This window comes from Mycobacterium colombiense (assembly GCF_001953985.1).
In the GTDB taxonomy this organism is placed as follows: Bacteria; Actinomycetota; Actinomycetes; order Mycobacteriales; family Mycobacteriaceae; genus Mycobacterium; species Mycobacterium colombiense_B.
The window spans coordinates 17,567-41,919 of sequence record NZ_MBEI01000071.1 but is presented as its reverse complement, the minus strand read 5'-3'; the positions used below and the strand labels follow the sequence as shown (position 1 = coordinate 41,919).

26 protein-coding genes are annotated in these 24,353 nt (G+C 68.0%); 21 read left to right on the top strand and 5 right to left on the bottom strand.

Going from position 1 to position 24,353, the window contains the following annotated elements; translation table 11 throughout:
* The first annotated feature begins 35 nt into the window (after positions 1–35).
* Genes A5732_RS22820 through A5732_RS22800 form a run of 5 tightly spaced genes read left to right on the top strand, consistent with a single transcriptional unit; the run spans position 36 to position 4,912 of the window.
* A complete protein-coding gene (locus A5732_RS22820; RefSeq protein ID WP_076103380.1) occupies positions 36–791 on the top strand; it encodes a deoxyribonuclease IV in 756 nt (251 codons plus the stop codon).
* Between the two features lie 59 nt (positions 792–850).
* A complete protein-coding gene (locus A5732_RS22815) occupies positions 851–2,479 on the top strand; it encodes an acyl-CoA dehydrogenase family protein (RefSeq protein ID WP_076103379.1) in 1,629 nt (542 codons plus the stop codon).
* An 8-nt stretch (positions 2,480–2,487) separates the two neighbouring features.
* Positions 2,488–3,426 (top strand): crotonase/enoyl-CoA hydratase family protein, encoded by a 939-nt coding sequence (locus A5732_RS22810; RefSeq protein ID WP_007767806.1) that lies wholly within the window; start codon positions 2,488–2,490, stop codon positions 3,424–3,426.
* Positions 3,427–3,428: 2 nt separating this feature from the next.
* On the top strand, positions 3,429–4,148 hold the full coding sequence (locus tag A5732_RS22805; protein WP_076103378.1) for a PaaX family transcriptional regulator C-terminal domain-containing protein: 720 nt from the start codon (positions 3,429–3,431) through the stop codon (positions 4,146–4,148).
* A complete protein-coding gene (locus A5732_RS22800; RefSeq protein WP_076052167.1) occupies positions 4,145–4,912 on the top strand; it encodes a crotonase/enoyl-CoA hydratase family protein in 768 nt (255 codons plus the stop codon). Before A5732_RS22805 ends, A5732_RS22800 begins: the two co-directional genes overlap by 4 nt.
* Before the next feature lie 20 nt (positions 4,913–4,932).
* Here A5732_RS22800 and A5732_RS22795 read toward each other — a convergent pair whose 3' ends face one another.
* Positions 4,933–5,418 (bottom strand): DUF3060 domain-containing protein, encoded by a 486-nt coding sequence (locus A5732_RS22795; protein ID WP_076052168.1) that lies wholly within the window; start codon positions 5,416–5,418, stop codon positions 4,933–4,935.
* A 42-nt stretch (positions 5,419–5,460) separates the two neighbouring features.
* Positions 5,461–5,826 (bottom strand): DUF3060 domain-containing protein, encoded by a 366-nt coding sequence (locus A5732_RS22790; protein ID WP_076052169.1) that lies wholly within the window; start codon positions 5,824–5,826, stop codon positions 5,461–5,463.
* Positions 5,827–6,022: 196 nt separating this feature from the next.
* On the opposite strand from A5732_RS22790, the gene A5732_RS22785 reads away from it, so the two are divergent.
* The 9 genes from A5732_RS22785 (at position 6,023) to A5732_RS22745 (ending at position 15,257) form a co-directional block, all read left to right on the top strand.
* Entirely contained in the window at positions 6,023–6,667 is a 645-nt protein-coding gene (locus tag A5732_RS22785; protein ID WP_076103377.1) for a TetR/AcrR family transcriptional regulator, read from the top strand.
* A gap of 258 nt (positions 6,668–6,925) precedes the next feature.
* Entirely contained in the window at positions 6,926–7,300 is a 375-nt protein-coding gene (gene rpsL / locus A5732_RS22780) for a 30S ribosomal protein S12 (protein ID WP_007767794.1), read from the top strand.
* Positions 7,300–7,770, top strand: a complete 471-nt coding sequence (gene rpsG, locus A5732_RS22775) for a 30S ribosomal protein S7 (protein ID WP_007767793.1) — start codon at positions 7,300–7,302, stop codon at positions 7,768–7,770. The genes rpsL and rpsG overlap by 1 nt, the downstream gene beginning before the upstream one ends.
* An 83-nt stretch (positions 7,771–7,853) precedes the next feature.
* On the top strand, positions 7,854–9,959 hold the full coding sequence (gene fusA / locus A5732_RS22770) for an elongation factor G (RefSeq protein ID WP_076052171.1): 2,106 nt from the start codon (positions 7,854–7,856) through the stop codon (positions 9,957–9,959).
* A gap of 108 nt (positions 9,960–10,067) precedes the next feature.
* Entirely contained in the window at positions 10,068–11,258 is a 1,191-nt protein-coding gene (gene tuf / locus A5732_RS22765; RefSeq protein WP_044483827.1) for an elongation factor Tu, read from the top strand.
* Between the two features lie 166 nt (positions 11,259–11,424).
* The gene (locus A5732_RS22760; RefSeq protein ID WP_076103376.1) at positions 11,425–12,195 is read left to right on the top strand and encodes a PE family protein; all 771 of its coding nucleotides are present in this window, start codon (positions 11,425–11,427) and stop codon (positions 12,193–12,195) included.
* 91 nt (positions 12,196–12,286) lie between these two features.
* A complete protein-coding gene (locus A5732_RS22755; protein WP_076103375.1) occupies positions 12,287–13,126 on the top strand; it encodes an SHOCT domain-containing protein in 840 nt (279 codons plus the stop codon).
* Positions 13,127–13,216: 90 nt separating this feature from the next.
* On the top strand, positions 13,217–14,044 hold the full coding sequence (locus tag A5732_RS22750) for a mycofactocin-coupled SDR family oxidoreductase (RefSeq protein ID WP_065073445.1): 828 nt from the start codon (positions 13,217–13,219) through the stop codon (positions 14,042–14,044).
* A gap of 25 nt (positions 14,045–14,069) precedes the next feature.
* Positions 14,070–15,257, top strand: a complete 1,188-nt coding sequence (locus tag A5732_RS22745; RefSeq protein WP_076103374.1) for an NAD(P)/FAD-dependent oxidoreductase — start codon at positions 14,070–14,072, stop codon at positions 15,255–15,257.
* A gap of 22 nt (positions 15,258–15,279) precedes the next feature.
* On the opposite strand, the gene A5732_RS22740 is transcribed toward A5732_RS22745, so the two are convergent.
* Positions 15,280–16,107 carry an inositol monophosphatase family protein gene (locus A5732_RS22740; protein WP_076103399.1) on the bottom strand — a complete coding sequence of 276 codons (828 nt, stop codon included), beginning with the start codon at positions 16,105–16,107 and terminating at the stop codon, positions 15,280–15,282.
* A gap of 532 nt (positions 16,108–16,639) precedes the next feature.
* On the opposite strand from A5732_RS22740, the gene A5732_RS22735 reads away from it, so the two are divergent.
* Positions 16,640–17,500 (top strand): aldo/keto reductase, encoded by an 861-nt coding sequence (locus A5732_RS22735; protein WP_081396081.1) that lies wholly within the window; start codon positions 16,640–16,642, stop codon positions 17,498–17,500.
* 10 nt (positions 17,501–17,510) lie between these two features.
* Here the strand turns inward: A5732_RS22735 and A5732_RS22730 are convergent, their stop codons facing one another.
* Together A5732_RS22730 and mftR are read right to left on the bottom strand one after the other, a co-directional pair.
* On the bottom strand, positions 17,511–18,557 hold the full coding sequence (locus A5732_RS22730; RefSeq protein ID WP_076103373.1) for a DUF2332 domain-containing protein: 1,047 nt from the start codon (positions 18,555–18,557) through the stop codon (positions 17,511–17,513).
* On the bottom strand, positions 18,554–19,150 hold the full coding sequence (gene mftR, locus A5732_RS22725; protein WP_171975079.1) for a mycofactocin system transcriptional regulator: 597 nt from the start codon (positions 19,148–19,150) through the stop codon (positions 18,554–18,556). The genes A5732_RS22730 and mftR overlap by 4 nt, the downstream gene beginning before the upstream one ends.
* A 99-nt stretch (positions 19,151–19,249) precedes the next feature.
* Here mftR and mftA point away from each other — a divergent pair, with 99 nt between their 5' ends.
* From mftA to mftF, 6 genes are all read left to right on the top strand, one after another.
* On the top strand, positions 19,250–19,339 hold the full coding sequence (gene mftA, locus A5732_RS22720; protein ID WP_007773607.1) for a mycofactocin precursor MftA: 90 nt from the start codon (positions 19,250–19,252) through the stop codon (positions 19,337–19,339).
* A complete protein-coding gene (gene mftB, locus A5732_RS22715; protein WP_196770567.1) occupies positions 19,324–19,650 on the top strand; it encodes a mycofactocin biosynthesis chaperone MftB in 327 nt (108 codons plus the stop codon). The genes mftA and mftB overlap by 16 nt, the downstream gene beginning before the upstream one ends.
* A complete protein-coding gene (mftC, locus tag A5732_RS22710) occupies positions 19,647–20,852 on the top strand; it encodes a mycofactocin radical SAM maturase (RefSeq protein WP_076103372.1) in 1,206 nt (401 codons plus the stop codon). The genes mftB and mftC overlap by 4 nt, the downstream gene beginning before the upstream one ends.
* Positions 20,853–20,855: 3 nt before the next feature.
* On the top strand, positions 20,856–22,043 hold the full coding sequence (mftD, locus tag A5732_RS22705; RefSeq protein WP_076103371.1) for a pre-mycofactocin synthase MftD: 1,188 nt from the start codon (positions 20,856–20,858) through the stop codon (positions 22,041–22,043).
* Positions 22,044–22,206: 163 nt separating this feature from the next.
* Positions 22,207–22,938, top strand: a complete 732-nt coding sequence (mftE, locus tag A5732_RS22700; protein ID WP_076052178.1) for a mycofactocin biosynthesis peptidyl-dipeptidase MftE — start codon at positions 22,207–22,209, stop codon at positions 22,936–22,938.
* Entirely contained in the window at positions 22,935–24,347 is a 1,413-nt protein-coding gene (gene mftF / locus A5732_RS22695) for a mycofactocin biosynthesis glycosyltransferase MftF (RefSeq protein ID WP_064950223.1), read from the top strand. The genes mftE and mftF overlap by 4 nt, the downstream gene beginning before the upstream one ends.
* The last annotated feature ends 6 nt before the right edge of the window (positions 24,348–24,353 follow it).

Sequence of the window (24,353 nt, the reverse complement as noted above, 5' to 3'; positions counted from 1 at the left end):
CGCGGCCGTCGTAGCCCCTCACTAGACTGGCCGACGTGCTCATCGGTTCACACGTCCGCACCGACGACCCGCTGGCCGCCGCCCAAGCCGACGGCGCCGACGTGGTGCAGTTCTTCCTTGGCAACCCACAGAGCTGGAAGAAACCGAAACCCCGCGACGACGCCGAGGCGCTCAAGGCGTCGACCGTGCCGCTGTACATCCATGCGCCCTACCTCATCAACGTCGCATCGGCGAACAACCGCATCCGGATCCCGTCGCGCAAGATTCTGCAGGACACCTGCGACGCGGCCTCGCAGATCCACGCGACGGCGGTCATCGTGCACGGCGGCCACGCCGATGACGACGACATGGAAGCCGGCTTCGAGCGATGGGTCAAAGCGCTGGACTATCTGGAAACAGACGTGCCGGTGTATCTGGAAAACACCGCCGGCGGCGACCATGCGATGGCCCGCTATTTCGACACCATCGGAAAACTGTGGGATCACATCGGCGACAAGGGAATTGGGTTCTGCCTCGATACCTGTCACGCCTGGGCCGCCGGTGAGGCCCTGATCGATGCGGTCGACAGGATCAAGGCCCTGACCGGACGCATCGACCTGGTGCACTGCAACGACTCGAGGGACGCGGCGGGCTCCGGGGCCGACCGGCACGCCAACTTCGGCACCGGCCAGATCGACCCGGACCTGCTCGTCGCCGTGGTCAAGGCCGCCGACGCGCCGGTGATCTGCGAGACCGCGGACGAGGGCCGCAAGGACGACATCGCGTTCCTGCGGGAGAACACCAAGGCCTGACGGCCCGCGCGACTGTTACACCTCTTGTGCAACTGTCGGGAAAATGTAACATTGGTGGCATGTCGGACACCCATGTCGTCACCAACCAGGTCCCGCCCCTGGAAAACTACAACCCGGCCAGCTCCGCAGTGCTCATCGAGGCCTTGATCCGCGAGGGCGGTCAGTGGGGCCTGGACGAGGTGAACGAGGTGGGCGCGCTGTCGGCCACCCGCCAGGCGCAGCGGTGGGGCGAGCTCGCCGACCGCAACCGGCCCGTCCTGCACACCCACGACCGCAACGGTCACCGCGTCGACGAGGTCGAGTACGACCCGGCCTATCACGAACTCATGCGCGCCGCGGTCGCCCACGGCATGCACGCCGCGCCCTGGGCCGACGAGCGCCCGGGCTCCCATGTCGTCCGCGCCGCCAAAACGTCGGTGTGGACGGTCGAGCCGGGCCACATCTGCCCGATCTCGATGACGTACGCCGTCGTTCCGGCGCTGCGCTTCAACCCCGAGTTGGCCAAGGTCTACGAGCCGCTGCTGACCAGCCGCGAATACGAACCCGAGCTCAGGCTGGCCACCACCAAGCCGGGCATCACCGCGGGCATGTCGATGACCGAGAAGCAGGGCGGCTCCGACGTGCGCGCCGGCACCACCGAGGCGACCCCCAACGCCGACGGCACCTACCGCCTGACCGGTCACAAGTGGTTCACCTCGGCGCCGATGTGCGACATCTTCCTGGTGCTGGCGCAGGCCCCGGGCGGGCTGTCCTGCTTCATGCTGCCCCGGGTCCTGCCCGACGGCACCCGCAACCGAATGTTCCTGCAGCGCCTCAAGGACAAGCTCGGCAACCACGCCAACGCGTCCAGCGAGGTCGAATACGACGGCGCGATCGCGTGGCTGGTGGGGGAGGAAGGGCGCGGCGTGCCCACCATCATCGAGATGGTCAACCTCACCCGGCTGGACTGCACGCTGGGCAGTGCCACCAGCATGCGCACCGGACTGACCCGGGCGATCTACCACGCCCAGCACCGAAAGGCCTTCGGCGCCTACCTGATCGACCAACCGCTGATGCGCAACGTGCTGGCCGACCTGGCCGTCGAGGCGGAGGCGGCCACCATGGTCGCGATGCGGATGGCCGGGGCCACCGACAAGGCCGTGCGCGGCGACCAGCGCGAGGCGCTGCTGCGCCGCATCGGCCTGGCGGCCAGCAAGTACTGGGTGTGCAAGCGCTCCACGCCGCACGCCGCGGAGGCGCTGGAATGCCTGGGCGGCAACGGCTATGTCGAGGACTCCGGCATGCCGCGGCTGTACCGGGAGGCGCCGCTGATGGGCATCTGGGAGGGCTCGGGCAACGTCAGCGCGCTGGACACGTTGCGCGCCATGGCAACCCGCCCCGAGTGCGTCGAGGTGCTGTTCGACGAGCTCGCCGACGGCGCGGGTCAGGACCCGCGCCTGGCCAACCACGTCGCGCGGCTCGGCGATCAGCTGGCCGACCTGGAGACCATCCAGTACCGCGGCCGCAAGGTCGCCGAAGACATCTGCCTGGCGCTGCAGGGCTCGCTGCTGGTGCGCCACGGCCACCCGGCCGTCGCCGAGGCGTTCCTGACCACCCGCCTCGACCGACAGTGGGGCGGTGCCTTCGGCACCATGCCCGACGGGCTCGACCTCGCACCGATCCTGGAGCGGGCGCTGGTAAAGGGCTGAGCCACAATATGACTCACGCGATCAGGCCGGTCGACTTCGACAACCTCAAAACGATGACCTACGAGGTCACCGATCGGGTTGCGCGCATCACGTTCAACCGCCCGGACAAGGGCAACGCGATCGTCGCGGACACCCCGCTGGAACTCTCGGCGTTGGTGGAGCGCGCCGACCTCGACCCCAACGTGCACGTCATCCTGGTGTCCGGCCGCGGCGAGGGCTTCTGCGCGGGCTTCGACCTGAGTGCCTACGCCGACCGCACCGGCTCGGCCGGGGGCACCGGCGCGTACCAGGGCACCGTGCTGGACGGAAAGACCCAGGCGGTCAACCACTTGGCCGATCAGCCGTGGGATCCGATGATCGACTATCAGATGATGAGCCGCTTCGTGCGGGGCTTCTCCAGCCTCATGCACGCCGACAAGCCGACGGTGGTCAAGATCCACGGCTACTGCGTGGCCGGCGGCACCGACATCGCGCTGCACGCCGACCAGGTGATCGCCGCCGCCGACGCCAAGATCGGCTACCCGCCGACCCGGGTGTGGGGCGTTCCGGCGGCCGGCCTGTGGGCGCACCGCCTGGGCGACCAGCGCGCGAAAAGGCTGTTGTTCACCGGGGATTGCATCACCGGCGCGCAGGCCGCCGAGTGGGGATGGGCGGTCGAGGCGCCGGACCCGGCGGACCTCGACGAGCGCACCGAGCGGCTGGTCGAGCGGATCGCCGCGGTTCCGGTCAACCAGCTGATCATGGTCAAGCTGGCGCTGAATTCCGCTCTGCTGCAACAGGGCGTGGCGACCAGCCGGATGGTCAGCACGGTGTTCGACGGTGTCGCCCGGCACACGCCCGAGGGGCACGCGTTCGTCGCGGACGCCGTCGAGCACGGATTCCGCGAGGCGGTGCGGCACCGCGACGAACCGTTCGGCGACCACGGCCGCCGCGCGTCCGGAGTGTAGCCATGCCGGACATGACGGCGCGGTCGGTGGTGCTCAGTGTGCTGCTCGGCGCTCACCCCGCGCACGCCCGGGCCAGCGAATTAGTCAGGCTCACCTCGGATTTCGGCATCAAGGAGTCGACACTGCGGGTGGCACTGACCCGCATGGTCGGCGCCGGCGACCTGATCCGCTCCGCGGACGGGTATCGGCTCTCCGATCGCCTGCTGGCCCGCCAGAAGCGCCAGGACGACGCCATCGACCCGCGGGTGCACCCATGGAGCGGCGAGTGGGTCACGCTGATCGTGACCAGCGTCGGAAACGACGCGCGCACCCGCGCGGCGCTGCGAACCACCTTGCACGACAAGCGCTTCGGTGAGCTTCGCGAAGGGGTGTGGATGCGGCCCGACAACATCGAGGCGGAGCCCGGCCCCGAGCTCACCGCCCAGGCGAGGGTGCTGCGGGCGCGCGACGACGACCCCGGCGAGCTGGCCGCGCAGCTGTGGGACCTGCCCGCCTGGGCCCAGACCGGACATCAACTGCTCGACGAGATGGCCGCCGCGCCACACATTCCCGGTCGTTTTCTGGTGGCAGCGGCGACGGTGCGTCACCTGCTCACCGACCCCGTGCTGCCCGACGAGCTGCTGCCGGCCGACTGGCCCGGCGCCCGGTTGCGGGCGGCCTACCACGACTTTGCCGCTGAGCTATTGCGGCGGCGCGAACCACTATTTGCGGAGGCGACATGAGTGAACCGGTGCGGATCGAGCGCAATGGCCCGGTGACCACGGTGATCATCAACCGGCCGGCGGCCCGCAACGCGGTCAACGGCCCGACTGCGGCCGCGTTGTATTCGGCGTTCGAGGACTTCGACCGCGACGACACCGCGTCGGTGGCGGTGCTCTGGGGCGACAACGGAACCTTTTGCGCCGGAGCCGATTTGAAGGCCTTCGGCACCTCCGAAGCCAACGCGGTGCACCGTACCGGCCCGGGCCCGATGGGCCCGACGCGGATGGTGCTGTCCAAACCCGTCATCGCCGCGGTCAGCGGCTACGCCGTCGCCGGCGGCCTGGAACTGGCCATCTGGTGTGACCTGCGGGTGGTCGAGGAGGACGCCGCGTTCGGCGTGTTCTGCCGGCGGTGGGGCGTCCCCCTGATCGACGGCGGCACCGTCCGGCTGCCCCGGCTGATCGGGCACAGCCGCGCGATGGACATGATCCTCACCGGCCGCGCCGTGGCCGCCGACGAAGCACTGGCCATCGGGTTGGCGAATCGGGTTGTGCCCAAGGGTCAGTCGCGGCAGGCAGCCGAGGAATTGGCGGCGCAGCTGGCTGCGCTGCCGCAGCAGTGCCTGCGCTCCGACCGACTCTCTGCGCTACACCAGTGGGGCGCAACCGAATCCGATGCGATCGACTTCGAATTCGCCAGCATCTCGCGGGTGGCCGCGGAGGCCAACGAAGGGGCGGGGCGCTTCGCGGCGGGCGCGGGACGGCACGGGGCGCCGGCCGGCTAGCACCACGTAAACGCGGGCGGTCAGCTGCCCTTGTTGATCTCGTTGCTCTGGCCGATCTTGTCGACCTTGGGGTCACCGTCCTTGTAGGTGATGGTGTTGTTCATCCCGAGCACGGTGATGCGGGTGTTTACCTTGTCGAAGGCGATCTTGTTGTTGGTGCCGCTGACGGTGGCCGTCTCGCAGGTGCCGGTGATGGTCAGGTTGTTGTCCGAGCCGCCGACGTTCAGCGACTTGCCGCTGGCGCAGTCCAGCGTGGCGGTGGTGCCCATCGACCCGTAGTTGATCGTGTTGCCGATCTCGATGGACGCGGTGGTGCTCGCCCCTCCCGATCCCGTCGTGGGCGCGGCGCCCGCACTGGTCGTCGTGCTGCTCTTCGTGGTGGTCGTCGAGGTCCCCGCCGGCGGGTTGGCCGTCGAACTGCAGCCGGCCAGCACCAGGGCCGCGGCGGCGGGTGTCATGGCGAGCACGGCCAGGCGCAGCGAGCGGTCACGCATGTAGGCGGGCATAGTTCCTCGATTCTTGATCGGATGTTGTTGTGCTGCCGCGGTTTAGCCCGGCACCTGCTGGAGCCGGTTGGTCATGCCCAGTTCGCGGCCACGGTCCCACAGGGCGGGCTGACCGCTCTTGTAGAACACCGTCTGGTTGTAGCCGTACACGGTGATGTCGTGCGACACCGAGTCGGCGATGACGGTGTTCGACGAGCCCATCACCGTCACGGCGTAGCAGTTGCCGAGCGCGGTGACGTTGATGCCGCTGCCGTTGACCATCAGCGTGGCGTCGTTGCAGTCGATCGTCTGCTCGATGTCCTGCCCGATGATGTGGGTGTCGCCGTTCTTGGCCTGCGCGACCCCCGGTAGGGCGACGACGGCGACGACACAGGCGGCCAGTGACCCGGCGACAGTCGTCCACTTCACTGCGGGCCCCCTTTTGGACGGGTCGGCTGCTCGAAACGAGGCAAGCATGACATTACGTGCATTTGCCTGCCCGGTGGCAGACTTTATTTTCCGTTGCCGGGCCCTCATATCGCCTCCGGGAGATTAATCTCTCAACGGGCGTCAACTAGAGTCATTAGTTAACCGCAACCCGTCACGCAATCGAAGGGCGACCGCCATGGCAGCTCCACCGGATCCGCCGTCGGCGGCCGGACGCCAGCGCGCGGGGCGGCCCGCCTCCCGTCCGGCCAAGCTCAGCCGGGAAGGGATCATCGACGGCGCCCTGACGTTCCTTGACCGTGAGGGCTGGGACGCGCTGACCATCAACGCGCTGGCGATGCAATTGGGCACCAAGGGGCCGTCGCTGTACAACCACGTCGACAGCCTGGAAGACCTGCGGCGCGCGGTGCGGATCCGCGTCATCGACGACATCATCACGATGCTCAACCGGGTCGGCCAGGGCCGCGCCCGCGACGACGCGGTGCTGGTGATGGCCGGGGCCTACCGCAGCTACGCCCACCATCACCCGGGCCGCTACTCGGCCTTCACCCGGATGCCGTTCGGCGGTGACGATCCCGAGTACACGGCCGCCACCCGCGGCGCGGCCGCGCCGGTGATCGCGGTGCTGTCCTCCTACGGTCTGGACGGCGAGGCGGCCTTCCACGCGTCGCTGGAGTTCTGGTCCGCCCTGCACGGCTTTGTTTTGCTGGAAATGACGGGTGTGATGGACGAGATCGACACCGACGCGCTGTTCTCCGACATGGTGCTGCGGCTGGCGGCCGGCCTGGAAAGGCGCACCGCCGCCGATGGCGCGCGCTACTAGAGCAGATGGCATCGCCGTCGCTTTGACCTGCGAGACCGGCGGCGGGTATTGTGGTCCCTCGTGCCTGGCGGCTTACGGCGCCTAACCGTAAGGGAGTGGATGCCGGGCGAATTCGCGTGTCCACGGAGCATCGGACGAAGTCCGGTGCGCAGCGCATGCGACACACCCGGACGCGGGGTGATGCGCCCGGACATAACTGCAGTACACAGACTTGAAAACGTTAGAAGTATGCCGAACACGAACACAGAAAGCCGGTAGATGCCAACCATTCAGCAGCTGGTCCGCAAGGGTCGCCGCGACAAGGTCGCCAAGGTCAAGACCGCGGCCCTGAAGGGCAGCCCGCAGCGCCGTGGCGTATGCACCCGCGTGTACACCACCACCCCGAAGAAGCCGAACTCGGCGCTTCGGAAGGTCGCCCGCGTGAAGCTGACGAGCCAGGTTGAGGTCACCGCCTACATCCCCGGCGAGGGCCACAACCTGCAGGAGCACTCGATGGTGCTGGTGCGCGGTGGTCGTGTGAAGGACCTGCCCGGTGTCCGGTACAAGATCATCCGCGGTTCGCTCGACACCCAGGGTGTCAAGAACCGCAAGCAGGCTCGCAGCCGTTACGGCGCCAAGAAGGAGAAGAGCTGATGCCGCGCAAGGGGCCCGCGCCGAAGCGTCCGTTGGTCAATGACCCGGTCTACGGCTCGCAGCTGGTGACGCAGCTGGTGAACAAGGTTCTGCTGGACGGGAAGAAATCGCTGGCCGAACGCATTGTTTATGGAGCGCTCGAGAATGCCCGGGAAAAGACAGGTACCGACCCGGTGATCACGCTCAAGCGCGCAATGGACAACGTCAAGCCCTCCCTCGAGGTGCGCAGCCGCCGCGTCGGTGGCGCTACGTACCAGGTCCCCGTCGAGGTGCGTCCGGATCGCTCCGTGACGCTGGCACTGCGTTGGTTGGTCAGCTTCTCCAAGCAACGCCGCGAGAAGACCATGGTCGAGCGGCTGGCCAACGAGATCCTGGATGCCAGCAATGGCCTCGGTGCCGCCGTCAAGCGGCGCGAGGACACCCACAAGATGGCCGAGGCCAACCGCGCCTTCGCGCACTATCGCTGGTAGGGGCTCCAACCGCGTCAAGGCAGGGTGGCCGGGCGCAAAGCGACAGCGAATAACCAAGCAATCGAAAGAGTGGGAAGACTTCTGTGGCACAGAAGGACGTGCTGACCGACCTCACCAAGGTCCGCAACATCGGCATCATGGCGCACATCGACGCCGGCAAGACGACGACGACCGAGCGCATCCTCTACTACACCGGTATCAGCTACAAGATCGGTGAGGTGCACGACGGCGCCGCCACCATGGACTGGATGGAGCAGGAGCAGGAGCGGGGGATCACCATCACCTCCGCCGCTACCACCTGCTTCTGGAAAGACAACCAGATCAACATCATCGACACCCCCGGGCACGTCGACTTCACCGTCGAGGTGGAGCGCAGCCTGCGAGTGCTCGACGGTGCCGTGGCCGTCTTCGACGGCAAGGAAGGTGTCGAGCCGCAGTCCGAGCAGGTCTGGCGGCAGGCCGACAAGTACGACGTCCCGCGCATCTGCTTCGTCAACAAGATGGACAAGATCGGCGCCGACTTCTACTTCTCGGTGAAGACCATGGAGGAGCGCCTCGGCGCCAACGCCATCCCGATTCAGCTGCCCGTCGGCTCCGAGGGTGACTTCGAGGGCATCGTCGACCTGGTCGAGATGAACGCCAAGGTGTGGCGCGGCGAGACGAAGCTGGGCGAGACCTACGACACCATCGAGATCCCGGCCGAGCTGGCCGAGAAGGCCGAGGAGTACCGCACCAAGCTGCTCGAGGCCGTTGCGGAGACCGACGAGGCGCTGCTCGACAAGTACCTCGGCGGCGAGGAGCTCACGGTCGAGGAGATCAAGGGCGCCATCCGCAAGCTGACCATCAGCTCGGAGGCCTACCCGGTGCTGTGCGGCAGCGCCTTCAAGAACAAGGGTGTGCAGCCGATGCTGGACGCCGTCATCGACTACCTGCCCTCGCCGCTGGACGTGCCGGCGGCCGTCGGCCACGTGCCGGGCAAGGAGGACGAAGAGGTCACCCGCAACCCGTCGACGGACGAGCCGTTCTCCGCGCTCGCGTTCAAGGTCGCGACGCACCCGTTCTTCGGCAAGCTGACCTACGTCCGGGTGTACTCGGGCAAGGTCGACTCCGGCAGCCAGGTCATCAACGCCACCAAGGGCAAGAAGGAGCGGCTGGGCAAGCTGTTCCAGATGCACTCCAACAAGGAGAACCCGGTGGAGACCGCCTCGGCCGGTCACATCTACGCGGTGATCGGGCTCAAGGACACCACCACCGGTGACACCCTGAGCGACCCGAACCAGCAGATCGTGCTGGAGTCGATGACCTTCCCCGACCCGGTCATCGAGGTGGCCATCGAGCCCAAGACGAAGAGCGACCAGGAGAAGCTGTCGCTGTCGATCCAGAAGCTCGCCGAGGAAGACCCGACCTTCAAGGTGCACCTGGACCAGGAGACCGGCCAGACCGTGATCGGCGGGATGGGCGAGCTGCACCTGGACATCCTGGTGGACCGCATGCGCCGCGAGTTCAAGGTCGAGGCCAACGTCGGTAAGCCGCAGGTGGCCTACAAGGAGACCATCCGGCGGGCCGTGCAGAACGTCGAGTTCACCCACAAGAAGCAGACGGGTGGCTCCGGCCAGTTCGCGAAGGTCATCATCAACCTCGAGCCGTTCACCGGCGAGGAGGGTGCGACCTACGAGTTCGAGAACAAGGTCACCGGTGGTCGCATCCCGCGTGAGTACATCCCGTCGGTGGATGCCGGCGCGCAGGACGCCATGCAGTACGGCGTGCTGGCCGGCTACCCGCTGGTGAACATGAAGGTCACCCTGCTCGACGGGGCTTTCCACGAGGTCGACTCGTCGGAAATGGCCTTCAAGATCGCCGGTTCCCAGGTGCTGAAAAAGGCTGCGCAGCAAGCCCAGCCGGTGATCCTGGAACCGATCATGGCTGTCGAGGTCACCACGCCCGAGGACTACATGGGCGACGTGATCGGCGACCTGAACTCCCGCCGTGGCCAGATCCAGGCCATGGAGGAGCGGAGCGGTGCGCGCGTGGTCAAGGCGCATGTGCCGCTGTCGGAGATGTTCGGCTACGTCGGCGACCTGCGGTCCAAGACCCAAGGCCGGGCGAACTACTCCATGGTCTTCGACTCGTACGCCGAAGTGCCGGCGAACGTCTCAAAGGAGATCATCGCGAAGGCGACGGGCCAGTAACGGCCAGCGGAGTAATCTTGCCGGGTCATTGGAATGCCTTGGGCGCGGCACAACTGAAAACACCAACACTGCTTTAACAAGCACCAACTAGTCCAGGAGGACACAGAAGTGGCGAAGGCGAAGTTCGAGCGGACGAAGCCGCACGTCAACATCGGGACCATTGGTCACGTTGACCACGGCAAGACCACGCTGACCGCGGCTATCACCAAGGTTCTGCACGACAAGTACCCCAATCTGAACGAGTCCCGCGCGTTCGACCAGATCGACAACGCGCCCGAGGAGCGTCAGCGCGGTATCACCATCAACATCTCCCACGTGGAGTACCAGACCGAGAAGCGTCACTACGCCCACGTGGACGCCCCGGGTCACGCCGACTACATCAAGAACATGATCACCGGTGCGGCCCAGATGGACGGCGCGATCCTGGTGGTCGCCGCCACCGACGGCCCGATGCCGCAGACCCGTGAGCACGTGCTGCTGGCCCGTCAGGTCGGTGTGCCCTACATCCTGGTCGCGCTGAACAAGGCCGACATGGTCGACGACGAGGAGCTGCTCGAGCTCGTCGAGATGGAGGTCCGCGAACTGCTGGCCGCCCAGGAGTTCGACGAGGACGCCCCGGTCGTCCGGGTCTCGGCGCTTAAGGCGCTCGAGGGCGACGCCAAGTGGGTCGAGTCCGTCGAGCAGCTGATGGAGGCCGTCGACGAGTCGATCCCGGACCCGGTCCGCGAGACGGAGAAGCCGTTCCTGATGCCCGTCGAGGACGTCTTCACCATCACCGGTCGTGGCACGGTGGTCACCGGTCGTGTCGAGCGCGGCATCATCAACGTCAACGAAGAGGTCGAGATCGTCGGCATCAAGCCGACCAGCACCAAGACCACCGTCACCGGCGTCGAGATGTTCCGCAAGCTGCTCGACCAGGGTCAGGCCGGCGACAACGTCGGGCTGCTGCTGCGTGGTATCAAGCGTGAGGACGTCGAGCGCGGTCAGGTCGTGACCAAGCCCGGCACCACCACGCCGCACACCGAGTTCGAGGGCCAGGTCTACATCCTGTCCAAGGACGAGGGCGGTCGGCACACGCCGTTCTTCAACAACTACCGTCCGCAGTTCTACTTCCGCACCACCGACGTGACCGGTGTGGTGACGCTGCCGGAGGGCACCGAAATGGTGATGCCCGGTGACAACACCAACATCTCGGTGAAGCTGATCCAGCCCGTCGCCATGGATGACGGTCTGCGGTTCGCGATCCGTGAGGGCGGCCGCACCGTCGGCGCCGGCCGGGTCGTCAAGATCATCAAGTAGTTTCGAAGCACCGCAAAGCCCGGATTGCCGACTCGGCAGTCCGGGCTTTGTGCTTTCGGGCCGGGCGCCGCCCCGAGCAACGCGGGAGAAATCATGCGGCCACGGCGCCGCCTGGTTTAGGATTTGCTCATATTTCTCCTGACCGTAGCGTTGCGGGGAGGTCCCGATGTCATTCGTTCAGGCGACGCCCGAATTCGTCGCGGCCGCGGCGGGGGACTTGGCCAGGATCGGGTCGACGATCAGCTCGGCCAACACGGCCGCGATGGGTCCGACCTCGGCCGTGCTGGCCCCCGGCGCCGACGAGGTCTCGGCGAGCATCGCCGCGCTCTTCGACGCGCACTCCCAGGTGTATCAGGCGCTCAGCGCTCAGGCTGCCGCGTTCCACACCCAGTTCGTCCAACTGATGAACGGCGGTGCGGCGCAGTATGCCTTCGCGGAGGCCGCCAACACCTCGCCCTTGCAGACCGCGGCGGCCCCGGCGGAGGCGGCGGCGCAGGTGCCGGCGGTGAGCGCCGGTGCGGTGGGCACGTCCGCGCCGACCGCACCCGCGGGACCGCTGGCGGCGGCGGTGGCGCCGGCCGCGGCGGCGGTGGCGCCCGCACCGGCAGGCACGCCGGTCGCGGCGGCCCCGGCGGGGTCGGCGACGCTGGCCTCGGCCACCACGCCGGCGGGCGCGGCGCGGGTGGTGACGCCGGCCTACGCTCCGGCCGGCTCGCCCGCCCCCGTGCAGCCGGCGGCGTCGGTTGCGACGCCCGCCGGAACCCCCGCAGCGCCGATGCAGACCGCGGTGCCGCCGCAGACCTCGCCAGCCTCCACGATGCCGGTGTCGGCGCGTACCGCTCCGCCCGGCCCGGCCACCGCGCAGCCGGCGCACCCGGCGCAACCGGCGGGCGCGCCGGTCAAGCGGGTGCCGATCGTGCCCACCGAATCGGTGTAGGCGACCGGACGCGGTTTGCGCGTAACGCATTCGTCGCGACACCCTTCGCGCTAATCTGACACGGATTCCCCAGTAAGCCGAGGAGGAGCATGTGTTAGCGCGCTACCTGAAGGCACAGTTGGTGGTTTTGCTGTGCGGCGGCCTGGTCGGACCGATCTTTCTGGTCGTGTACTTCACCCTCGGGCTTGGCAGCCTGCTGCAATGGATGTTCTACGTCGGCCTGCTGATCACCGTCGCCGACGTGCTGGTCGCGCTCGCCCTGGCGAACTATGGGGCCAAGTCGTCGGCCAAGGTGGCCGCGCTCGAGCAGAACGGGGTTCTGGCGCTCGCCCAGATCACCGGGATAACCGAGACGGGGACGTGGGTCAACAACCAGCAAGTCGTCAAGGTGCACCTGCATATCGCCGGCCCCGGACTCCTGCCGTTCGACAGCGAGGATCGGGTCATCGCCAGCGTCACCCGGCTCGGCAACCTCAACGCCCGCAAGGTGGTGGTGCTGGTCAATCCCACCACCAGCGAATACCGAATCGACTGGGAGCGAAGCGCTTTGGTTAACGGCCTGGTTCCCGCGCAGTTCACGGTGGCCGAGGACAACCAAACCTACGATCTGAGCGGCCAGGCCGGCCCGTTGATGGAGATCCTGCAGATCCTCAAGGCCAACAACGTTGCGCTCAACCAGATGGTCGACATCCGGTCTAACCCGGCCCTGCGCGCCCAGATCCAGGCGGTGGTGCGCCGCGCGGTCGAACAGCAGGCCCCGGCCGCGCAGCCGGCGCCGGCGGCGGCACCCGCGGCCGCGGCGGCTGTCGTCACACCGCCCGAACCGTCGATCGCCGCGCGGCTGCAGGAGCTGCAGGATCTGCACGCGAGCGGGGCGCTGACCGACGCCGAATACACCAGCCGACGCGCGGCTATCATCTCCGAAATCTGAGGGCTCGCCCGGCAACGCCGGGTGAATTAGAACACGTTTCAGTTGCGCTGCTAGCCTGGCTTGGTCTATCGGCGGTCGAAGGGGTTACACGTGGCTGGACAGGCCGGAGCACTGCAGGGGCGGGTCGCCTTCATCACCGGGGCCGCCCGCGGGCAGGGGCGCTCGCACGCGGTGCGACTGGCCCGCGAGGGCGCCGACATCATCGCGCTGGACATCTGTGCTCCGGCGTCCGCCAGCGTGACCTATACGCCGGCCACCCCTGAAGACCTCGACGAGACGGCGCGCCTGGTGGAGAACGAGGGCCGCAAGATCCTGACCCGCGAGGTCGACGTCCGCGACGATGCCGCGCTGCGCGATCTGGTGGCCGACGGGATCGAGCAGTTCGGCCGGCTCGACATCGTGGTGGCCAACGCGGGAGTGCTGAGCTGGGGCCGCATTTGGGAGCTCACCGACGAGCAGTGGGACACCGTCATCGGCGTCAACCTGACCGGCACCTGGCGCACGCTGCGCGCCACCGTGCCCGCCATGATCGAGGCGGGAAACGGCGGATCCATCATCGTGGTCAGCTCGTCGGCGGGCATCAAGGCCACACCGGGCAACGGCCACTACTCGGCCAGCAAACACGGACTCACGGCGCTGACCAACACACTGGCGATCGAGCTCGGCGAGTTCGGCATCCGGGTCAACTCCATCCACCCGTACTCGATAGACACCCCGATGATCGAACCCGAGGCGATGATGGAGATTTTCGCCAAGCATCCAAACTTCGTGCACAGCTTTCCGCCAATGCCGGTGCAGCCCAAGGGCTTCATGGCGGCCGACGAAGTGGCCGACGTGGTGGCCTGGCTCGCCGGCGACGGCTCGGGCACCCTCACGGGCACCCAGATCCCCGTGGATAAGGGTGCCCTAAAGTACTGACCGGCCATCGTGCTAAGAACTCCAAGTGAGTAGTGACGCAAGCGCGAACAATGGAATCGTGATCGTCGGCGGCGGGTTGGCCGCCGCCCGCACCGCCGAGCAGCTGCGGAGGTCGGAGTATTCCGGCCCCATCACGATCGTCAGCGACGAGGTGCACCTGCCCTACGACCGCCCGCCGCTGTCCAAAGAGGTGCTGCGCAAAGAGATCGACGACACCGCGCTCAAACCGCGCGAGTGGTACGACGAGAACGACATCACCCTGCGACTGGGGTCGGCTGCGAGCCGCCTGGACACCGCGGCGCAGACGGTGACGCTGGACGACGGGACCATGCTGGGCTACGCCGAACTCGTCATCGCCACGGGCCTGGTGCCCCGGCGCATCCCGGCGATCCCGGACCTCGAGGGCATCCGCGTGTTGCGCACCTTCGACGAAAGCATGGCGCTGCGCAAGCACGCGTCGGCGGCCCAGCGCGCCGTCGTCATCGGCGCCGGGTTCATCGGCTGCGAGGTGGCGGCCAGCCTGCGCAGCCTGGGCGTGGATGTGGTGCTGGTGGAGCCGCAGCCGACACCGCTGGCCGCGGTGCTCGGCGAGCAGATCGGCGAGCTGGTGGCACGGCTGCACCGCGCCGAAGGGGTCGACGTTCGCCTCGGGGTCGGGGTGACGGAGGTGCGCGGCGACTCACGCGTCGAGGCGGTGGTGCTGAGCGACGGCACCGAACTGCCGGCCGACATCGTGGTCGTCGGCATCGGGTCGCGCCCGGCGACCGAATGGCTTGAGGGCAGCGGGATCGAGGTCGACAACGGCGTCATCTGCGACGAGACCGGACGCACCAGCGCACCGAATGTGTGGGCGCTCGGTGATGTCGCCTCGTGGCGCGACGCGACGGGACATCAAGGGCGCGTGGAACATTGGAGCAACGTCGCCGATCAGGCCCGTGCCGTCGTGCCCGCGATGCTGGGCCAGGACGTGCCGCCGGTGGTGGTCGTCCCGTACTTCTGGAGCGATCAGTACGACGTCAAGATCCAGTGCCTGGGCGAGCCGGAGGCCGACGACATCGTCCATGTCGTCGAGGACGACGGCCGCAAGTTCCTGGCCTACTACGAACGCGACGGCGCCCTGGTCGGGGTGGTCGGCGGCGGGATGCCCGGCAAGGTCATGAAGGCCCGCGCCAAGATCGCCGCGGCCGTGCCCATCGCCGAAATGCTGGGCTGAGAAAGACCTTTCGCTCCCGCCGCTAGCCGACGGCGGCCGCGTACCGGTCGCTGGCGATCTCGGTGTTGCGGATCACCGTGGCGAGCTGCTCGGCGATACCTGGCGCGGTGACGATCGTCGACGCGGAGCTGTGCGTGTGCGGGTTGCCCTGCGCGTCGGTGAGCTGCGCTCCGGCCTCGCGGGCGATCAGCGTTCCCGCGGCGGTGTCCCAGGGCTTGTTGGACATCATGACGCAGGCGTCCAGCGCGCCCTCGGCGACGAAGGCGAGGTCGAGCGTCGCGGCCCCGATCATCCGGATGCGCTCGACTCGGGGCACCAGCTCGGTGGTGAGCGCCAGCCGGTGCGCATTGAGCCGGCCCGCATCGTGGCCGACGGCGTAGTCCCCGAGGGACACGATGGCGCCGCTGAGGCTGTCGGTGGCGCTGGCGGTGATCCGCTGCCCGTTGACGAACGCGCCTTTGCCCTCGATGGCGTGATAGGTCTTCCCGAGCAGGGGAGCGTGGGTGACGGCCAGCACGGTGCGCCCCTCGTGCAGCAGGGCCAGTGACACCGCGCACAGCGGCAGGCCGTGGACGAAGTTGGACGTCCCGTCGATGGGGTCAAGAACCCAGAGCCACTCGGACGTTTCGATCTCCGGCTGCTGCTCGGACTCTTCGGCCAGTAGCGCGATATCGGGTGTGCTCTGGGCCAGGTAGGCGGCGATGTCGCGCTGGATCGCGAGGTCGACGTCGGTGACCGTGTCGCGGTCACCCTTGTGCTGCACCGAGCTCGGTTGGGACTTCTTGAGCGTGGTTGCGCCGATTTGTGTTGCTTGCCAGGCGATTTCAAAAAGCTCTTGCATTGACTTCATGGAAAGGTCTGCCTCGCTTCCGGTGTTGGCGTGCGTTCGGCGTTTGTCGAGCATAAGGGATCAGCGAATTCGCCTCGCGCGCACCCCACTGAGCACGCGAAGCGAAAGCACTTAGACCATCAAGGTTTTCACTCGCATATCGCCGTCTGCCTGGCGGTTCGACGCGAATTCAGCATATGCCACAGCCGAATTCGATGGTGATACACCTCACTGGACGCATTGGGTCTGGAATCCCCATTGGGGGCAATAGCCCTGGCTGTAGCCGGTGTCACACAATTGCCGTGACCGGCAACGCCAAACACATTGTGCTGGAAACTCGTAACTCCGCGTGATGACGAATTTTGCTGCCCCGACATGCATCGCCGCGCTCGGTGCACCGCTTGCCAAGCTTGGCTACTGTCTGCAAGCGAGCGATGTTGGGGGACCTTTCACAACGCAGTGGGTTGGCTGAACCGCCCGGCCTGCGGGCCGCCGCTGAATCATCGTTCCTTTCCCAGATAACCAGCAACTTGAGCAGGCAGGTGATTGGCAAGTGACAGTGATTGATGAGATATACAGCTCGCCCAGCGCGATTCCGACCGTCGCACTCAATGACGAGGCGAAGATGCCCGTACTTGGCTTGGGGGTAGCCAAGTTGTCCGATGAGGAAACGGAAAGCTCGGTACTCGCGGCGCTGGAGGCCGGCTGTCGCCTCATCGACACCGCCGCTTCCTACGGCAACGAGGAAGCCGTCGGGCGCGCAATCGCCGCCTCGGGCATTCCCCGCGAGGAATTGTTCGTCGCCACCAAGCTGGGCACCTCGAAGCAGGGCTTCCACACCGCGCAGGAGTCGTGCAAGGCGAGCCTGGACCGGCTCGGGCTGGACTACCTCGACCTCTACCTGATCCACTGGCCGGCGCCGAAGCTGGGCAAGTATGTGGAGAGCTTTGAGGGCATGAAGGTGGCCCGCGACGAGGGGCACGTCCGCTCGATCGGCGTCTGCAACTTCACCGAGGAACTGCTGGCGACGGTCATCGACGAAACCGACGAGGTGCCCGCCGTGAACCAGGTCGAGTTGCACCCGCGGCTCAACCAGGCCGACCTGCGCCTGGCCCACGCCGAGCACGACGTGCAGACGCAGTCCTACAGCCCGCTGGGTGTCGGCAAGATGCTTGAGAACCCGACGGTGACGTCGATCGCCGCCGAGTACGGCCGCACCCCCGCCCAGGTACTGGTCCGGTGGAACCTGCAGTTGGACAACGTCGTGGTCTCGCGGTCGTCCAAGCCCGAGCGCGTCGCCCAGAACCTGGACGTGTTCGACTTCACCCTCGCCCCGGAGCACATGGAGGCCATCGAAGGATTGCATGACGGCACCCGCGTGCTGCACGATCCGATGACCTTCATGGGGACCTGACGCGAAAACCCTACTGCCAGTCCACCGGCGGGCCGTGCGGATGGCATTCGCCCAACGTCTGCGGCTCGCCGTCCGGCCAGCTGCGCGCCCGCACCACGAACCTGATCGGTGCGCCCGGGCCGTCGCGCGCGGGCTCCATCGTGAGGTGGGCGAACGGCGAGCGGGCGTCGGCCCGGGCGGCCAGCGCGTCCACGTGGGCGCGCACCGCGGCGCGTTCGTCGGTGGACAGATACTGCCAGGTGATCGAGTGCCACAACACGGTCAGCGCGCCGTCGGCCAGCGTCAGGCCGGCGACCGCGTCGGCCGCGGTCCGGCACTCGAGTGCCGCCGGCACGCGGCGGGCGACCTCGATGGCGCCGCGCAGCCGCGCCAGGCGGGCGGCCTGGTCGGGCCAGACGTAGCTCAGTACGGCCGTCTCCCCGTCGGTGTCGCCGACGTCGATGGGGGCGATGTCGTACCCGTGCCGCGCGACGATCCGCACTTCGCGCCGGGGCGGCAGCGCGCCGCGCCACGCGTCGTCGATGGTCACCGGTGAGTCGGCCGGCCCCCACTGGCCACCGGCGAAGGCGTACCGGTAGTGGTCCGCGCGCAGGTTGAGCCCTGCGCTCGATCCGATCTCGAAAAGCCGTATGGGCAAGCCGAATTCGTGGTTGATGTGCAGTAGTCCGCCGATCAGGGCGGCCGATCGGCCCACCTCGTTGGTCTGCGGTGGCCGGCTCAGCGCCGCGCGCAGCGCGTCGACGTGACCGGCGGCGGTGTCCAGGATCTCCGGCCAGGCGGCCCTGGCCTCCCATCCCCCGCCGGTGCTGGGGTAGAAGCGGCGCAGCCGCGCCGCTCGGCCGTCGAGCACCAACCGGTGCAGCCCGCCGAGCAACCGCAGCGGCACCGCGTCGCGCGACGGGGCGTCCTCGCGCCCGGCCAAGACGGTCGCGAAGACGCCGCCGGCTTCCAGATCGGCGGCGACCAGTTCGAAAAGCTCGCCATACATCGGCGAACCCGACGAGGCGCAGAACCTGCCCTGTGACCGCAGGGTGTGCACCAGGTGCTCGGCCGTCACCCGCCCAGCCCGTGCAGTCCGGCGCCCACAACATCGAAGGCGTTGCCCAGGGCGACCGGCAGCGGGACGGATTCATCGCTCAGCCAGTGCTCGTAGGCCGATAAGGCCACCCCGAGCATCGTCCAGGCGACGGTCTGGGGCAGCAGATCCGTGGTCTTGCAGTCCAGGCGGCGCGCCACGAACCCGGCGATCACCTCGCGCCAGCCGGCGTACATCGTCATCGAATACGCTTGTAGCTCAGCGGTTTGCAGGATCACCCGCATGCGCTGGCGGTGCCGGGCGGTCTCGGATTCGTCAAAGGTGTTGAACGCCAACAGCGCAGCGCGCAGCGCATCACCCAGACCCACGCTGGCATCGACGTTGTCGAGCAGATCGCGCAGGTGGGCAAGGTGATTGTCGAAGTCACCCCAGGGGATTGCGTTCTTGGACGCGTAGTAGCGGAACAGGGTCCGGCGGGAGATGCCGGCGGCCTGGGCGACGTCGTCGACGCTCACGTCGGCGAAACCGCGGGCCGTGAACATGTCGATGGCGACGTCGGTGATGTGGTGCTGGGTGGTCGAGCGGCGCCTGCCCACCCGCGGCTGCGGCATCATCGGACCCCGCCCTTCCATTTCGGCACTCGATGCCATATTCTGGCGGCGAGTGTGACTCAGACCCCATCGTTGTCAAGACCGGACGAAAGGCAAGGCCCCGTGGACCACGAGACCGAAACTGACACCCAACTCGTCACCGAGACCCTGGTCGAAGAGGTGTCCATCGACGGCATGTGCGGGGTCTACTGACCGTGCCCGCGCCCGCGCAGGCTCGGACGGCGAGGCCGTTCGAGCCTGACCGCGCCTGGCGATTGCACCCGCAGGTGGCGGTTCGGCCGGAACCGTTCGGCGCGCTGCTCTACCACTTCGGTACCCGCAAACTGTCGTTTCTGAAGAACCGCACCATCCTCACGGTGGTGCAGTCGCTGGCCGACCACCCCGACATCCGGTCCGCCTGCCGCGCGGCCGGAGTGGACGACGCCGCGCAGGCGCCGTACCTGCATGCGCTGGGTGTGCTCGTCGAGTCCAACATGCTGGTGCCCCGGAAGGACCATGAATGACCACAGCGGCCCCCGTCCCCCGGCTGATCGAGCAGTTCGAGCACGGGCTCGACGCGCCCATCTGCCTCACCTGGGAGCTCACGTATGCCTGCAACCTGGCCTGCGTGCACTGCTTGTCGTCGTCGGGCAAGCGGGACCCGCGCGAGCTGTCCACCCGTCAGTGCATGGACATCATCGATGAGCTGGAACGCATGCAGGTGTTCTACGTCAACATCGGTGGCGGGGAACCCACTGTGCGCCCTGACTTTTGGGAACTGGTCGACTACGCGACCGAGCACCACGTCGGCGTGAAGTTCTCCACCAACGGCGTCCGCATCACGCCCGAGATCGCCGCGCGGCTGGCGGCCAGCGACTACGTCGACGTCCAGATCTCGCTGGACGGCGCCACCGCCGAGGTCAACGACGCCGTGCGGGGACCCGGCTCGTTCGACATGGCGGTGCGTGCCCTGGAGAACCTGGCCGAGGCCGGATTCTCCGACGCCAAGATCTCCGTGGTCGTCACCCGGCACAACGTCGATCAGCTCGACGAATTCGCCGCGCTGGCAAGTCGTTACGGCGCCACGCTGCGGATCACCCGGCTTCGCCCGTCCGGACGCGGCGCCGATGTCTGGGAGGAGCTGCACCCCACCGCCGACCAGCAGGTCCAGCTCTACGACTGGCTGGTCGCCAAGGGCGAGCGGGTGCTCACCGGCGACTCCTTCTTCCACCTGGCCCCGCTCGGCCAGTCCGGCGCCCTGGCCGGCCTGAACATGTGCGGCGCGGGCCGGGTGGTGTGCCTCATCGACCCGGTCGGCGACGTGTACGCCTGCCCGTTCGCCATCCACGACCGCTTCCTGGCCGGAAACGTGGTATCCGACGGTGGTTTCGACAACGTCTGGAAGAACGCCCCGCTGTTCCGCGAGCTGCGCGAGCCGCAGTCGGCGGGCGCCTGCGGCAGCTGCGGTCACTACGACAGCTGCCGGGGCGGATGCATGGCCGCCAAATTCTTCACCGGCCTGCCGCTGGACGGGCCGGATCCCGAATGCGTACAGGGCCACAGCGCGACGGCGCTGGCGCACGACCGCGAGACGCCGCGCCCCAGGGCCGATCATTCCCGCGGCAAGCGCATCCGCCAGCCGGTGCCGCTGACCCTGTCGCTGCGGCCACCTACCGTCACGCCGGAGACGCCGCCGGCCCGCATGTGTAACGAAAGCCCGGTGTGACAAATGGCCGACGCATGGTTTGAGACCGTCGCCATCGCGCAGCAACGCGCCAAGCGGCGGCTGCCGAAATCGGCGTACTCGTCCCTGATTTCGGCCAGCGAAAAGGGAGTCACGGTCTCCGACAACGTGGCAGCGTTCAGCGAGCTCGGGTTCGCGCCGCACGTCATCGGTGCGCAGGAAAAGCGCGACTCGTCGACCAACGTTATGGGACAAGAGATTTCGCTGCCGGTGCTGATCTCGCCGACGGGCGTGCAGGCGGTGCACCCCGAGGGTGAGGTCGCCGTGGCGCGGGCCGCGGCCGCCCGCGGCACAGCCATGGGGCTGTCCTCGTTCGCCAGCAAGCCGATCGAAGAGGTCATCGCGGCCAACCCGAAGCTGTTCTTCCAGGTGTACTGGCTGGGTGACCGCGACGCGATCGCGGCTCGGGTCGAGCGTGCCCGCGCGGCCGGGGCGGTCGGGCTGATCGTCACCACCGACTGGAGCTTCTCGCACGGCCGGGACTGGGGCAGCCCGTCGATCCCGGAGAAGATGGACCTCAAGACCATCGTCAAGATGAGCCCGGAGGTCATCACCAAGCCGCGATGGTTCCTGCAGTGGGCGAAGACGATGCGGCCGCCGGAGCTGCGCGTGCCCAACCAGGGACGCCGCGGCGAGCCCGGGCCGCCCTTCTTCCAGGCATACGGGGAGTGGATGGGCACGCCGCCGCCGACCTGGGAGGACATCGCCTGGCTCCGCGAACTGTGGGGCGGGCCCTTCATGCTCAAGGGCGTGATGCGTGTCGATGACGCCAAAAGGGCGGTGGACGCGGGGGTTTCGGCCATTTCGGTGTCCAACCACGGCGGTAACAACCTGGACGGCACGCCGGCCTCGATCCGCGCCCTGCCCGCGGTGGCCGCGGCCGTCGGCGACCAGATCGAGGTGCTTCTCGACGGCGGCGTGCGGCGCGGAAGCGACGTCGTCAAGGCCGTGGCGCTGGGAGCCCGCGCCGTGATGATAGGCCGGGCCTACCTGTGGGGGCTGGCCGCGGCAGGCCAACCGGGTGTGGAGAACGTGCTCGACATTTTGCGCGGCGGTATCGACTCGGCGCTGATGGGTCTCGGGCTGTCCTCGGTCCACGACCTCGGACCGGAGCACATTCTGGTGCCGCCGGGATTCACCCGCGCGCTGGGCGTGCCCTCGGGTGGTGCGTAGCAAAAGCCCGAGTATTCAGGGTGGATATCTCCGGATTAAGTGACGTATCCGCAAATCGTGATACGGGCGGGGTATCCGTGACGGACGAGCCCATGATTCGAACGCCCAGTGAACGACCCAGAAAAAAAGTTTTTTTCAAGCTTCAACAATTGGTGCACGCCAGGTGAATTCGTCTTACCATCACCGAGTGTCCGTACTCGGCGAATTGGGAGCCGCGACGTCGAGCCAGCTATCAAGCACGTCGGCGTCGGTATTGGTTCCGCTGGGGTCGACCGAACAACACGGTCCGCACCTGCCGCTGGACACCGATACCCGGATCGCGACGGCGGTCGCCGGCGGCGCTCAAGCCCGCCTCGGGCACGAGTGGCTGGTGGCGCCGGCCATCGCCTACGGCGCCAGCGGCGAGCACCAGAGTTTCGCCGGGACGATCTCGCTGGGCACCGAGGCGCTGACGCTGCTGCTGGTCGAGTACGGCAGGTCAGCGGCCGGTTGGGCCCGGCGCCTCGTCTTCGTCAACGGCCACGGCGGCAACGTCGAGGCGTGCAGGCGCGCGGTGGCCCTGTTGCGCACCGAGGGCCGCGATGTCGGCTGGTCGCCCTGCCTGACCGCCGGCGGTGACGCCCACGCCGGCCATACCGAAACTTCGGTGTTGCTGCACATCTCGCCGGCCGTCGTCCGGACCGAGCAGTCGGTGGCCGGCAACACCGCCCCCCTGCCCGAGTTGCTCGGGTCGATGCGTCGCGGGGGAGTCGCGGCGGTCAGCCCGGTCGGGGTGCTGGGCGACCCGACCACCGCCACCGCCGCCGAGGGCAAGCGGATCTTCGCCGAGATGGTCGACGGCTGCGTCCGCCGGGTCAGCCGGTGGCGGCCCGGGCCCGACGGGCTGCTGACATGAGCGCGCACCGGTTGCCGGACGGGTTCGCCGTCCAGGTCGACCGCCGCGTGCGGGTGCTCGGCGACGGCTCGGCGCTGCTCGGTGGTTCGCCGACCCGGCTGCTGAAGCTGGCACCCGCCGCCCAGGACATGCTCTCGGATGGCCGGCTGAAGGTGAGTGACGAGCTCAGCGCCCAACTCGCCCGCACCCTGCTGGACGCCACGGTGGCCCACCCCCGGCCCGCGGGCGGCCCGTCGCACCATGACGTGACGGTGGTAATCCCGGTGCGGGACAACCTTTCTGGGGTGCGACGCCTGGTGAGCTCCCTGCGCGGGCTGCGCGTCGTCGTGGTGGACGACGGCTCGTTCCCCCCGGTCGAGCCGGAAGACTTCGTCGGCGCGCACTGCGACATCGAGGTGCTGCGCCACCACCGCAGCAAGGGCCCGGCGGCGGCCCGCAACACCGGGCTGGGCGTCTGCAGCACGGACTTCGTCGCCTTCCTGGACTCCGACGTCGCACCGCGCCGGGGCTGGCTGGAGGCGCTGCTCGGTCATTTCTGCGATCCCACGGTCGGCCTGGTCGCGCCCCGCATCGTCGGCCTGTCACACAGCGAGAACGTGGTGGCGCGCTATGAGGCGGTGCACTCCTCGCTCGACCTCGGGGAGCGCGAGGCGCCGGTGCTGCCGCACAGCACGGTGTCCTACGTGCCCAGCGCGGCGATCATCTGCCGGTGCTCGGCGATCCGGGAGGTCGGCGGGTTCGACGAGACCCTGCAGTCCGGCGAGGACGTCGACCTGTGCTGGCGGCTCATCGAGTCGGGCACCCGGCTGCGCTACGAGCCGATCGCGCTGGTCGGCCACGACCACCGCACCGAGTTGCGGGACTGGCTCGCGCGCAAAGCCTTTTACGGCGGTTCGGCGGCTCCGCTGTCGGTGCGCCACCCGGACAAGACGGCGCCGGTGGTGATCTCCGGCTGGGCGCTGATGACGTGGATCCTGATGGCCTTCGGGTCCACCCTGTCGCGGCTGGCGTCCATCGTCCTGGCCGTGCTGACCGGCCACCGGATCGCGCGGGCGATGCGCAGCGCCGAGACGTCGATGACCGATGTCGCGATGATCGCGGGCCGTGGCCTCTGGTCCGCGGCGCTGCAGCTGGCGTCGGCGCTGTGTCGGCACTACTGGCCGCTGGCGCTGGTGGCCGCCACCATGTCGCGCCATTTCCGGCGGGTGGTCGTGGTCGCGGCCGTGATGGACGGGGTGGTCGACTGGCTTCGCCGCCGCGACGCGATCAGTGACGACGTCGAACCGATCGGGCTGCCGACCTACCTGGTGCTCAAGCGCGTCGACGACCTGGCCTACGGGCTCGGGTTGTGGTGGGGTGTGCTACGGGAACGCAACGTGCGCGCCCTGAAACCCCAGATCCGGAGTTAACCACCA